The organism is Frigoribacterium sp. Leaf44 (genome assembly GCF_001421865.1).
Classification (GTDB): Bacteria; Actinomycetota; Actinomycetes; order Actinomycetales; family Microbacteriaceae; genus Frigoribacterium.
Map to the genome: position 1 here is coordinate 659,216 of NZ_LMLG01000001.1, position 12,635 is coordinate 671,850.

Annotated in this window: 11 protein-coding genes; 8 read left to right on the top strand and 3 right to left on the bottom strand. The window is 70.9% G+C overall.

The annotated features are described in order from the left end of the window. The first annotated feature begins 52 nt into the window (after positions 1-52). The 6 genes from frr (at position 53) to ASE87_RS03100 (ending at position 4,236) form a co-directional block, all read left to right on the top strand. Entirely contained in the window at positions 53-571 is a 519-nt protein-coding gene (gene frr, locus ASE87_RS03075; RefSeq protein WP_043596359.1) for a ribosome recycling factor, read from the top strand. Next, on the top strand, positions 571-1,569 hold the full coding sequence (locus ASE87_RS03080; protein WP_082452257.1) for a phosphatidate cytidylyltransferase: 999 nt from the start codon (positions 571-573) through the stop codon (positions 1,567-1,569). The genes frr and ASE87_RS03080 overlap by 1 nt, the downstream gene beginning before the upstream one ends. A 63-nt stretch (positions 1,570-1,632) precedes the next feature. After that, on the top strand, positions 1,633-2,187 hold the full coding sequence (locus ASE87_RS03085) for a DivIVA domain-containing protein (protein ID WP_056226812.1): 555 nt from the start codon (positions 1,633-1,635) through the stop codon (positions 2,185-2,187). 382 nt (positions 2,188-2,569) lie between these two features. Beyond that, a complete protein-coding gene (locus ASE87_RS03090; RefSeq protein WP_137846995.1) occupies positions 2,570-3,148 on the top strand; it encodes a transglycosylase SLT domain-containing protein in 579 nt (192 codons plus the stop codon). Between the two features lie 48 nt (positions 3,149-3,196). After that, positions 3,197-3,496, top strand: a complete 300-nt coding sequence (locus ASE87_RS03095; RefSeq protein ID WP_043596338.1) for a hypothetical protein — start codon at positions 3,197-3,199, stop codon at positions 3,494-3,496. Further along, the gene (locus tag ASE87_RS03100) at positions 3,493-4,236 is read left to right on the top strand and encodes an alpha/beta hydrolase (RefSeq protein ID WP_235472173.1); all 744 of its coding nucleotides are present in this window, start codon (positions 3,493-3,495) and stop codon (positions 4,234-4,236) included. Before ASE87_RS03095 ends, ASE87_RS03100 begins: the two co-directional genes overlap by 4 nt. A 65-nt stretch (positions 4,237-4,301) precedes the next feature. Here the strand turns inward: ASE87_RS03100 and ASE87_RS03105 are convergent, their stop codons facing one another. Both ASE87_RS03105 and ASE87_RS03110 read right to left on the bottom strand, forming a co-directional pair. After that, entirely contained in the window at positions 4,302-5,360 is a 1,059-nt protein-coding gene (locus tag ASE87_RS03105; RefSeq protein ID WP_043596340.1) for an AI-2E family transporter, read from the bottom strand. A 73-nt stretch (positions 5,361-5,433) separates the two neighbouring features. Next, complete coding sequence (locus tag ASE87_RS03110) at positions 5,434-7,317, bottom strand: hypothetical protein (RefSeq protein ID WP_157489656.1); 1,884 nt, start codon at positions 7,315-7,317, stop codon at positions 5,434-5,436. A gap of 241 nt (positions 7,318-7,558) precedes the next feature. Here ASE87_RS03110 and ASE87_RS03115 point away from each other — a divergent pair, with 241 nt between their 5' ends. Together ASE87_RS03115 and ASE87_RS03120 are read left to right on the top strand one after the other, a co-directional pair. Continuing rightward, positions 7,559-9,361, top strand: coding sequence for a hypothetical protein (locus ASE87_RS03115; protein ID WP_056225817.1), 1,803 nt, complete (start codon positions 7,559-7,561; stop codon positions 9,359-9,361). Next, positions 9,358-10,371, top strand: coding sequence for a tetratricopeptide repeat protein (locus tag ASE87_RS03120; RefSeq protein WP_056225819.1), 1,014 nt, complete (start codon positions 9,358-9,360; stop codon positions 10,369-10,371). Before ASE87_RS03115 ends, ASE87_RS03120 begins: the two co-directional genes overlap by 4 nt. Positions 10,372-10,449: 78 nt before the next feature. Here ASE87_RS03120 and glgB read toward each other — a convergent pair whose 3' ends face one another. Beyond that, positions 10,450-12,618, bottom strand: coding sequence for a 1,4-alpha-glucan branching protein GlgB (gene glgB / locus ASE87_RS03125; RefSeq protein WP_056226815.1), 2,169 nt, complete (start codon positions 12,616-12,618; stop codon positions 10,450-10,452). Positions 12,619-12,635 lie beyond the last annotated feature (17 nt).

Genomic DNA, 12,635 nt, shown 5'->3' on the forward strand with positions numbered 1-12,635 from the left:
ACAAGGAGCACCAGTGGCGATCAACGACGTACTCACCGAGACGCGCGAGAAGATGGACAAGGCGCTCGACGCGGCCAAGAACGACTTCGGCACGGTGCGAACCGGCCGCATCAACCCGGCTCTGTTCCAGAAGATCCCGATCGACTACTACGGCAGCCCGACCCCGCTGGCCCAGCTCGCCTCGCTCCAGGTGCCCGAGGCGCGCACGATGATCGTCACGCCGTACGACAAGACGGCCCTCAAAGAGATCGAGAAGGCCATCGCGACCTTCCCGAACCTCGGGGCCAACCCGACGAACGACGGCACCATCGTCCGCGTCACGATCCCCGAACTGACGCAGGAGCGTCGCAAAGAGTTCGTCAAGCTCGTCCGCAGCAAGGGCGAGGACGCCAAGGTGCAGGTGCGCAACGTCCGTCGCAAGTCGAAAGAGGCGCTCGACGCCCAGAAGACCGAGGTCGGCGACGACGAGGTCGCCCGCGCCGAGAAAGAGCTCGAGTCGATCACCAAGGGTTACATCGACTCCATCGACGACGCGCTGAAGAAGAAAGAAGCGGAGCTGCTCGAGGTCTGATGAGACAGCGACCCGACGGCGCCGGCCCCGACGACTCGTCACCGGCTCAGAAGAGCACCCTCGGCAGTCGCCGGGCCGACTTCGATGCTCGTGCGCAGGCGGCCCGGCACGACATCGAGAACCAACTGCGAGCCGGCAAGGCGCGCCTCGACTCGCGCAACGAGAAGTTGACGGCGCGCACCGGACGCAACCTGCCGGCCGCCATCGCCGTGGGTGTGCTGCTCGGGGCTGCGGTCCTGCTGAGCCTGATCTTCGTCAAGGCGTTCTTCATGATCGTGGCGGCGGCCCTGATCGGCTCGCTGTGCTTCGAACTCGCCAGCGCCCTCCGCTTCGCCGGGCGCGACGTGCCCCGCCTGCCGAGCGTCCTCGCGGGCGTGGCCGTCGTCCCCGCGGCCTTCTACGGGGGAGCCGGGGGCCACTGGGCCGCACTCGTCGGTGGCATCGTCGTCGTGTCGCTGTGGCGTCTCGTCGAGTTGGCCCGTCCTTCGCACCGTGGTGGCGCCTCCTCGCTCGGTCGTGACCTGGGTGCCGGGGCGTTCGTCCAGATCTACTGCTCGTTCCTCGGCAGCTTCATGGTGCTGATGGCCGCCCGGCCCGACGGCCAGTGGTGGACACTGTCGGCACTCATCGTGGTGATCGCCGTCGACACCGGCGCCTACGCGACCGGGCTCAACTTCGGCAGGCACCCGATGGCTCCCCGCATCAGCCCGAAGAAGACCTGGGAAGGTTTCGCCGGCTCGGTGGCCGCCAGCCTCATCGCGGCCGTGCTGCTGTCGGTCTTCCTGCTCGACGAGCCGTGGTGGTTCGGCCTCGTCTTCGGCGGCGTCATCATCGTGACGGCCACCATCGGCGACCTGTCCGAGTCGCTCATCAAGCGTGACCTCGGCATCAAGGACATCAGCACCTGGCTGCCCGGTCACGGCGGTTTCCTCGACCGGCTGGACAGCACGCTGCCGTCGGCCGCTGCGGCCTACGGTCTCTACCTGCTCTTCGCGTAGGGGCGTTCCGACGACGGTGACGGGCCGCGCGTCCAGCCGCTTGCCATCGGGCCATGCGGCATGATGGTGGCCGTGAGCAGCACATTCCCGATCGTTCCCAAGGGCAAGCGGGGTTACGACGTCGACGAGGTCGACGCGTTCCTGGACGAGGCCCGCAAGGCCTATGCCGGCGATGCCAGCCTCGGCATCGACTCCGCCCGCATCCGACGCACGGCCTTCGGGTTGACCAAGAACGGTTACTCGACGGCACACGTCGACGCCGCGCTCGAACGTCTCGAGGACGCCTTCGCCAGTCGCGAGCGTGAACGAGCGGTCTCGTCGGGGGCCGAGTCCACGTGGTTCTCGACCGCACGGTCCGGCGCCGAGGACATCGTGGCCCGACTCGAGCGACCGCAGGGACATCGGTTCGACCGGGTCGGCATCCTCACGACGGGGTACCACCCGCGCGACGTCGACCGCCTCACGCGGCGCCTGCACGGGTACTTCACCGACGGCCGTCCGCTCAGCATCGACGACGTCCGGGGATCGGTCTTCCGGGCCAAGCGTGGTGGCTACCGGGAGAGCCAGGTCGACCTCCTGCTCGACACGGTGGTCGACGTCATGCTCGCCGTGCGCTGACGGCCACGGCCACGGCCACGGCCACGGCCACGACCACGGCCACGGCTGCCGCTCCGCCCGGCGGCGGGTGCATCCCGACACGCTGAGGCGTCGACCCTGGCTCTCCGGCGTCCCATCGGTTACCCTGGACGGACTCATGGGCAGGCACGCAGCGAATCCGAACCCCGGTCCCTCTCGACGAGAGCACCCGGCCGCGGTCGAACGAACCTCGACCCGTCGGCGCGTCCGCGTGCCGGCTTCGCAGAGCGTCGTCCGACGGTCGGCGGCCGGGTCCCTCGCGACCACCGGGCCCGCCCGCGACACCGCCTCCGCTGCTCGTCGACCGGGTGTCCCTCGTCGAGTCGTCCTGCCTCTCGTCGGCTTCTGTGCGTCGTTCGCGTTCGTGTCGGCATCCCTCGTCAACCCGCTGGCCGGTGCCGAGGCCGCGACGACCGTTCCTGGTGCCGCGTCGGTGCTGACCGCCCCCGGCCAGACCCTCACCGTCGCCGGTGCTGCCGTGACGGTGGCCGATCGGGACGCCTACGGAGTCACCGAGTACGTGCCGCCGCCGCCGCCGCCCGTCGTGGTGGCCGAGACCGAGAAGCCCGAGGCCTCCTCGGGTGCTACCTCCGGCACCGCCAAGAAGTCCTCGGCCGCTCCCGTGGCGGGAACTCCCGATCCGGGCAGTGCCAAGGCCGTCGCTGCAGAACTCGTCGCAGCTCGTGGCTGGGGTTCCGACCAGTACGACTGCCTCGTGTCCCTGTGGCAGAAAGAGTCCGGCTGGAACGTCTACGCGTCCAACCGTTCGAGCGGTGCCTACGGCATCCCCCAAGCGCTGCCCGGCAGCAAGATGGGTTCCGTCGGTGCCGACTGGCAGACCAACCCCGCGACGCAGATCACATGGGGCCTCAACTACATCGGTGGCCGGTACAGCACACCTTGTGGTGCCTGGGGTCATTCGGTCGCCAACAACTGGTACTGACCTCCCGCGCGGCCCTCGACCCCGAGGGCCGTTGCTACGCTGGTCGTCATGCCCCGCAGCAACCGCTCCCGTCGCTCGCGCGACCGGCGTGAGGCCGACGAGGCGTACGACATCAGCCGGGCGTCCTTCGGCGGCCTGACGGTCGAGACCAAGCACGGGCGTTCGTTTAACGTGCAGTCGGTCTCGGCGTCGTCGGCCGTCAAAGAGTACGTCTGCCCCGGCTGCTCGCTGGGCATCGCTCCCTCGACACCGCACGTCGTGGCCTGGCGCGCTGACGGGCTCTTCGGCGCCGAGGACGACCTGGCGGCGCGCCGTCATTGGCACACCCACTGCTGGAGGATCTCGTGACGACCCCCGACACCCACGCCCTCGAGATCCGCGGGGGAGTCCTGCTGCCCGCGCGCCGCGAAGACGTCGAACTGCACACCGGCGACGGTCTCACGCTGGTGGGCGAATTGAGCCTCCCGGCGGACCGCGAGCCCGTCGGCACGATCGTCGCGCTGCACCCCCTGCCCACCGCCGGCGGGTTCATGGACTCCCACGTCATCCGCAAGGCCGCGGCCCGCCTGCCGGCTCTGGCCGACCTCGCCGTGCTCCGCTTCAACTTCCGGGGGGTGTCGTCCCCCCGCGGCCGGTCCGAGGGCGAGTTCGGCGAGGGAGTGGCCGAAGCGGCTGACCTCGCCGCTGCCGTGGCCTTCGTGCGCGAGCGGGGCCTGCCCGTCCCGTGGTTGGTGGGTTGGTCGTTCGGCACCGAGGTCGCCCTGAAGCACGGCCTCGACGTCGAGGTGGCGGGGGCCGTCCTGTTGTCCCCGCCCCTGCACCGCACGTCCGATGCCGAGCTCGAGGCCTGGCACGGTTCCGGACGGCCCGTGGTCGCCGTCGTCCCCGAGTTCGACGACTACCTGCGGCCCGACGAAGCGCGACGACGGTTCGCTCTCGTGCCCGAGGCCGAGGTCGTCGCCGTCGAGGGTGGCAAGCACCTCTGGGTCGGTGAGAAGCAGACCAGCCGCGTGCTGGCCGAGATCGTCGGTCGGGTCGCCCCCGGTGCCCTGCCGCTGCCGTCCACCTGGCCACCCCCCGCCTCCTGACGGCATGGCCGCCGGGTGGCGGCCCGCGTCGCCCACCGTGGGCGCGGCCGACGGTGCCGATCGCCTCAGAGCTGGTTCTGGCGCGGGACGTAGACCTCGCGGATGATCAGCAGGATCGACGCGGCGACCGGGATGGCGATGAGGGCGCCGAGCACGCCCAGCAGCGTGCCACCGACGAGGGCCGCGATGACGACGATCACGCCCGGGACGCGGACCGCCCGACGCATGATGCGAGGACTCAGCAGGTAGGCCTCGACCTGCATGTAGACGAGGTAGTAGACGGCTGCGGTGACCCAGGTGGCCGGTGACTGGGGCAACAGCGCGATCTGCGCCAGGACGATGATCGCCGAACCACTGATGGTGCCGACGAGGGGGATGATCGAGCCGAGGAACGCGATGAACGCGAAGACTGCCGGTTGTTGGGCGCCGATGATGGTGAGGAACACGAAGCTGAGGATGCCGTTGAGTGCCGCCAGCGTGAACTGACCGATGACGTACCGACCCACCGACTGGCTGATCTGTTCGGAGATGTCGATGAACGTGGCCCGTTTCGAGGCCGGGACGAGCTGGTACAGGGCGCGCTTGACGCTGTTGATCGACGACGTGAAGTAGATCGTCAGGATGACCACGACGACCGTGCCGAACAGGCCGTTGCCGATCGCGACGCCGACGGCGAGGACTCCGCCCCCGATCGTGACGACGTTGTCGGGGTTGGTCAGGAAGTCGACGATGGAGTCGAGGGCGTTCTGCACGTCGAAGACGTTCTGCGGGACGAGTTCTTGCAGGTTGTCGACGAACTGCTGGGTGGTGACGCTCTGCAGGTACGAGGTCAGCGCCTGGATCAAGCTCGTGGTCTGCTGCACGATGACGGGCACGATCGCGAACACGACGCCCACGAAGGCTCCGACCACCGCCACGAGGACGATCACGATGGCGATGCCCCGGGGCACCCGGCGCTTCTCGAGCCACGAGACGATCGGGTCGAGGCCCAGCGAGATGAACAGGGCCGCGCCCACGTAGGTCAGGATCGTCGAGAGTTGGCCGACGGCGCCGCCGATCACGAGGGCGACGAGCACACCCAGGCCCGCGAGCAGGCCGATGCGGAACGGATTGTGGATCTTCACGGGCGGGCTCCTGTCGACGGCGCGGGCCGGTCGAGGCCACGGCGGCACCGACTGCCCGACACGGCCTGTCGCCCTACTCTGGCGTACCGCCGCCGACTTGTCCGATCATGCCACGCAGGTTCTCGAAGTAGTCGGCGACGGCGTCGCGTTCGCGCGTGATCTCGGCCAGGCGCTCTTCGGCGTCGCCGATGAGGTCGTCGGCCCGCTGCTGAGCATCGGCCAGGATCGACCGCGAGCGTTCGTCGGCGTTGGTGAGTACCTCGTGAGCCGTCTCGTCGGCATCCGTCCGCGTCGTGCGTGCGTACTCGTTCGCGCTGCGCTCGAGCTCGTCGGCCTCGCGTCGCACCTCGGAGGCACGACGGGTGGCCCCGGCGAGCTGCTCGGCCGCCGAGTCGAGCAGTTCTTGGGTCTCGGCGACGGCTTGCTGGTGTCGCTGCGTGAGCTCGACCTCGGCCTCGTCGCGACGGGCGAGCAGCTCGACCTCGAGGTCGGCTCGTCCCTGGTCGACGTCGCGACGCAGGTCGGCCGTGGCCCGCTCGCGGTCGGCCTCGAGCCCGGCACGGACCCGGATGTCGTCCGCGGCCAGTCGGGCGCGCTGCGCCTCGGTCTCGTCCGCCAGGGCGGCGCGGGCCTCGGCGGTCTCGGCGGCGAGCTCGGCGCGGGCCTGCTCGATCTCGGACGCGAGGCCGGCCCGACGGTCGGCGTCCTCGCGGGCGAGTCGGTCGGCCTGCGCCTCGCTCTCGCGGGTGAGGCGCTCGTCGGTCTCGACCGTGACGCGCTCGATGCGCTCCCGTGACGTGGTCTCGGCGAGGTCGAGCTCGTCACGGCGACGCCGGGTCTCTCGGTCGAGCTCGGTGCGGGCGTCGGCCACCTCTTTCTCGAGTTCGGCTCGGGCCTGTCCGATCTCGGCCGCGAGGCGGTCGCGACCGGTGGCGATCTCGCGTTCGAGTTCGACCCGGGTGGACTCGACCTCGTCGGTGAGGTCGGCACGGGTGGCGTCGACGTCTCGGGCGAGGAGCGCCCTGGTCTCGGCGACCTCGTGGGCGAGCTCGGCTCGGGCCGCGGCGACGTCGCGCTCGAGTTCGGCGCGCTGGGCCGCGACGTCGTCGGCCAGATCGGCGCGGGCGGCTGTGATCTCGCGCTCGAGTTCGGCGCGGCGGGCGCCGACCTCGGCGTCGAGGTCGGAACGAGTGGTCTCGTCGAGCCGGGCCAGTTCGGCGCGGACCGTGACGCCCTCGCGGTCGAGGTCGGCGCGCTGGCGCTCGGAATCGCTCTCGAAGACGGCTCGGGCCTCGCGAGTGTCGGCGGCGAGCGTCTCGGCTTCGTCGCGGGCCTCGGCGAGGTCGCGGGCGACGGCGGCCCGCTGCTCGGCGACCTCGTGCTCGACCTCGGCCCGAAGCGCTGCTGCCTCGCGTCGCGCCGTCGAGACGTTCTGGGCGGCCTCGGTGGCCGCCGAACCGCGGATCGAGATGGCGTCGCGCTGAGCCTCTTGCAGCAGATCGCGCGCCTCGGCCTTGGCGCGCGCGACGAGGCGGTCGGCGTCGGCGGTCGACTCGGCGACCTGCGCCGCGGCACGGCCCCGGGCGTCGTCGAGCACGGCCGCGGCCCGTTCGGTGGCGTCGTCGACCAGGCGCTTCGCCTCGGCCGTGGAGGACGAGCGCAGGGCCTCGGCGTCGATGTCGGCCTGGCTGATCAAGAGGGTGGACTGCTGTTCGGCCAGACGCAGGGTCTGCTCGAGCTTGCTGCCGAGGCCCGAGTACGTCGGGGTGCCGGCCTCTTCGAGCTCGGCACGGATCTCGTCCACCCGTTGCTGGAGGAACGCGACCTCGCTCGCCCGGTCGGCCCGGTCGGCGTTGGCCTTGATGAGCTCGCGCCGCAGGTCGCCGAGCACGCGGTCGACCTCGTCCTTGCGATAGCCCCGGAGTTCGATGCCGAAATCGGCTTCGTCAGCGGCCACGGTGTCTCCTTCGGTGCAGGGTTCGGGCCAGGGGAGCGCGGCCCGCGACACGATGCTAGTGGGATGCCCTCGACGGACGCCGACCGACGGGTTAGGCGCCTCTCAGCCTCGTCGGATACGCTGAGCCGTCTTAAATTCTGCTGCCGCGCCCGGCCTCCTGGCCAGGCTCGTGCGAGGCCCGTCGTCGACCACGACGGTTCCTGGCGCCCCGACCGGGATGGTGGCTCGGAGGGAGAGAAACGTGCGTTTCATCGTCGCAGTCGTCGTCGTCGTCCTGGCGGCGGTGATGGTGGCGTTGGGCTTCGCCCAACGCACCGTCTTCGCGCCCCCTCCGAGCGTGTCGTCCCAGGTCGACACCAGCGACTCCGACGCGACCGTGACGGTCGTCCCGGCCTCGGCACTGCATGGCCACGACGGGCGTCAGACGGTGTCGGTCTCGGGTGGCGACACCGCCTTCGCCGCCTACGGCCGCACGTCCGACGTGCTCGGCTGGGTGGGTGACGCGAGCTACAACGAGGTCGAGTACGACCAGACCACCGGCGAGCTCGCCAGCCGCACGGTCGCCGGCGACACCACCGAGGTCCCCGACCCGACCGACTCCGACCTCTGGTTCGACCAGTTCACCGGCAGCGACCTCACCTTCTCGCTCGACGCGCCCGACGACGTCTCGCTCGTCATCGTCTCGGACGGCACGCAGCCGGCCCCGGCCGACGTCCGCATCACCTGGCCGCTCTCGACCGCGACGCCGCTGGCCGGCCCGCTGATCGTCGGCGGCCTCGTGGTCCTGTTGATCGGCATCGGCCTGTACGTCTGGGCGATCCTGCACCACCGACGCACGCGCGGCCCGCGCCGGCGCTCGGGCGACGGCAAGCGACCCCGTCTGTCGCGTCGGGCCGGCCGCAAGGCGGTCAAGGCGCTCGACGCCGCCGGCACCGAGACGCTCGCCCCCGGACGTGGTCGTGCCCGCGGCATCCGTCGTCTCGTCGCCGTGGCACCGATCGTGCTCGTCTCGTCGCTCGCCCTGTCGGCCTGCACCGCCGACTACTGGCCCCAGCAGGCGCCGGCGGCCGGTTCCGACTCGGCCACGCCGACGCCGACGCCCACCTCGACCGACGGCACGGAGTCCGGTGACCAGGGCACGGCGCTGCAGCCCCCCGTGATCAGCGTCGCCCAGGCGAAGAGGATCGTCCAACGCATCTCGGCCACCGCGACCGAGGCGGACGCCTCGCTGAACGCCGATCTCGCGGCCACCCGCTTCACGGGTCCGGCGCTCGAACAGCGCCAGGCCAACTACACGATCCGTTCCAAGGACGCCGCGGCCGCCGCCCCCCTGGCCATCCCGACCGGCACCGTCACGCTCACGTTGCCCCAGCAGGCCGATTCGTGGCCACGGTCGGCGTTCGTCGTCGTGCAGGACGCCGACACGAGCGTCGCACCCGTCGCCCTCACGCTCGAACAAGAGACCGCCCGAGACCCGTACAAGGTCGAGTACGCCGTCAGCCTGCAGACGCAGACCCCGTTGACGGTCGCCCCCGCGTCGATCGGCGCCGCCCGGCTCTCGCCCGACGTCAAGCTGCTCAAGCTGCAGCCCGACCAGCTGGCCGAGGCCTACGGCGACATCCTGCGCAACGGCGACGAGAGCCAGTACGCCGCCCAGTTCCAGACCGACGGCGACAGCCTTCGTGAGAAGATCGGCAAGGCCTACAAGGACGCCAAGCGGGCGGCCCTGCCGACCACCGCGTCGATCGACTACACGTCGCAGGCCGACGACGAGACCCCGGTCGCGTTCGCCACCAACGACGCCGGCGCCATCGTCTCGGTCGCGTTGAACGAGATCGAGACCGTCAAGCCGACGGCCACCGGCGCCAAGGTCAACCCCGAGGGCACCGTCAAGACCCTGCTGGGCCTCGACGAGTCGTCGAAGGGCATCGAGGCGACCTACGGTGTCGAACTCTTGTTCTCCGTCCCGCCCGTCGGCAGCGACGACCCGATCGTCCTGCTCGGTTTCAGCCAGGCCCTCACCTCTGCCAAGGAGCTGCCATGACCAACCTTCCCCCCGTTCCCGCAGGTCTCCGCGGCGCCGTCGACCTCTCGTCGCTCGTCAACCGCCCCCCGGCCCCGGCCCCGGCCCCGGCCGGCCCGTCGGACGGCTCGCCCGTCGACGGCGCGACCGCAGGAGGCGCGGGTGGCGCCCCGGCCCCGGCCGCCGGTCAGGTCGCGGTGCCGGGCCTCGTGCTCGACGCGACCGACGCCACCTTCACGCAGGTCCTCGAGATCAGCAACACCGTCCCGGTGATCGTCGACCTCTGGGCGGAGTGGTGCGGCCCGTGCAAGCAGCTCTCGCCGGTCCTCGACAAGCTGGTCGGCGAGTACGCGGGCCGCCTGCTGCTCGTCAAGGTCGACGTCGACGCGAACCCCCAGCTGACGCAGGCCTTCCAGGCCCAGTCGATCCCCGCGGTCGCCGCGGTGATCGGCGGCCGACCCGTGCAGCTCTTCGTCGGAGCCCTGCCCGAGGCCCAGGTGCGCGACGTCTTCGAGCAGGTGCTCGAGCTCGCCGCGCAGAACGGCGTGACGGGCACCGCGGTCGTCGACGGCGCCCCGGTGGGTGAGGCCGACGAGGTCGAGCCCACGCCCGAGCCCTTGCCCCCGCACCACCAGGACGCCTACGACGCGATCGACCGGGGCGACTACGCCGCGGCGATCACGGCCTACAAGACCGCCATCGCCCAAGACCCTCGTGACCAGCTGGCCGTGGCCGGTCTCGCCCAGGTCTCGCTGCTCGAGCGGCTGCAGGGCGCGTCGCTGGCCGACGTCCGTGCGGCGGCCGCCGCCGCCCCCACCGATCTCGACGCCCAGCTCGACGTGGCCGACCTCGACCTCAGCGGCGGCCACATCGACGACGCCTTCGACCGCGTGCTGACCGTCTTCCCGTCGCTCGACCCCGAGGGCCGTGACGCGGCCCGGGCTCGCCTCCTGGAGTACTTCGAGATCGTCGGGGTGGACGACCCCCGGGTGGCGACCGCCCGCCGTCGTCTGGCGATGCTGCTGTACTGAGCCGCGCCTCCTTCGTGGACGACGGAACCCCCGCGACCCGGAAGGGTGGCGGGGGTTCCGTCGTGGAGGGGCCGTGGCTCAGCGGCGCAGCTTGAGCCAGACGACGCCGAGCGGCGGCAACTGCACGTCGGCCGCGGCGGGGCGTCCGGCCCAGGGGTCGTCGGTCGCGGTGACGCCGCCGAAGTTGCCGACACCCGAACCGCCGTAGACCTCGGCGTCGGTGTTGAGGATCTCGTCCCAGCGACCGGCCTCGGGCAGACCGAAGCGCATGCGCACCGGCTCACCGGAGAAGTTCGCCAGGACGGCGATCGACTCGCCCGAGCCGGACTTGCGCATGAAGGCCACGACGCTGTGCTGCGCGGCACCGCCGTCGATCCACTCGAAGCCGTCGGTGTCGAAGTCGTGCGCCCAGAGAGCGGGCTCGTCGCGGTAGACCTCGTTGAGGCGGGCCACCAGGCCGTGGAGCCCCTGGTGGGCGGGCTGGTCGAGGATCCACCAGTCGAGCCCTCGTTCTTCGCTCCACTCGCCGGGCTGCCCGAACTCGCTGCCCATGAAGAGCAGCTGCTTGCCGGGGTGGCCCCACATGTACGCGAGGTAGGCCCGCACGTTGGCGAGCTTCTGCCACTCGTCGCCAGGCATCTTGTTGAGCAGGGACCCCTTGCCGTGCACGACCTCGTCGTGGCTGATCGGCAGCATGAAGTTCTCGCTGAACGCGTACACGAACGAGAAGGTGATCTCGCCGTGGTGGTGCGAGCGGTAGAGCGGGTCCTCCGCGACGTAGCCGAGGGTGTCGTGCATCCAGCCCATGTTCCACTTGAGGCCGAATCCGAGGCCGCCCTCGCTGGTCGGGCGGGTGACGCCGGGCCAGCTGGTGCTCTCTTCGGCGATCATGACGATGCCCGGGTGGCGCTTGTAGGCCGTGGCGTTCGCCTCTTGCAAGAAGCTGATGGCTTCGAGGTTCTCGCGTCCGCCGAACTCGTTCGGCAGCCATTCGCCCTCGTTGCGGCTGTAGTCGAGGTAGAGCATCGAGGCCACGGCGTCGACGCGCAGCCCGTCGATGTGGAACTCCTCGAGCCAGTAGAGCGCGTTCGAGACGAGGAAGTTGCGCACCTGCGAGTCGCCGAAGTTGAAGACCAGCGTGCCCCAGTCGGGTTGTTCGCCGCGGCGCGGGTCGGAGTGCTCGTAGACGGCGCGGCCGTCGAACTTCGCGAGGGCCCACTCGTCCTTCGGGAAGTGCCCGGGCACCCAGTCCATGATCACGCCGATGCCGGCCTGGTGCAGCCGGTCGATCAGGTACCGCAGGTCGTCGGGGCTGCCGAAACGGCTGGTCACGGCGTAGTAACCGGTGACCTGGTAGCCCCACGAGCCACCGAAGGGGTGCTCGGCGAGCGGCATGAACTCGACGTGGGTGAAGCCGAGCTCGCCGACGTACTCGATCAGCTGGTCGGCCAGTTCGCGGTAGTTCAGCCCGGGGCGCCACGAGCCGACGTGCAGTTCGTAGACACTCATCGGGCCGGCGTGGACGTCGTTCTCGGCGCGGGAGGCCATCCAGGCGTCGTCGGACCAGGCGTGGGCGGCCTTGGTGATCACCGAGCCGGTGAGCGGCGGCACCTCGGAGGTGCGCGCCATGGGGTCGGCGCGCTCGACCCAGACGTCGTCGGGGGTGAGCACCTCGTACTTGTAGATGCCGTCCGTCACGCCGGGCACGAAGAGCTCCCAGACGCCGTTGCCGTCGAGGCGGCGCATGGCGTGCCGCTCGCCGTCCCAGCCGTTGAGGTCGCCCTTCACGCGGACGGCACGGGCGTGCGGCGCCCAGACGGCGAACGAGGTACCGGTCACGCCCTCGTGCTCGCGCACGTGGCTGCCGAGCATCTTCCAGAGCTGCTCGTGGCGGCCCTCGCCGAAGAGGTACAGGTCGAACTCGGTGACGGTGGGGGCGAAACGGTAGGGGTCGTCGGAGACCCACGCCGCGCCTCCTTCGTAGGTCGCCTCGATCGTGTACGCGCCGACGGGCTCGCTCGTGACGCCCTGCCAGAGGCCGTGGGCCACGTGCTCGAGCGCGAACGACGCCCCGGAGGCGCCGGTCACGGTGACCGTCTCGGCCAGCGGTCGGACGACGCGGACGGCGGTGCGGCCGCCGCGGGGGTGGGCGCCGAGGACGGCGTGCGGGTGGCCGTGGGTGCCGGCGGCGGCGGAGAAGACCTCGTCGTCTCCCAGGGAGAACAGGCCGTCGGTGTCGCTCGTCACGGCGGGGTCGACCCGGG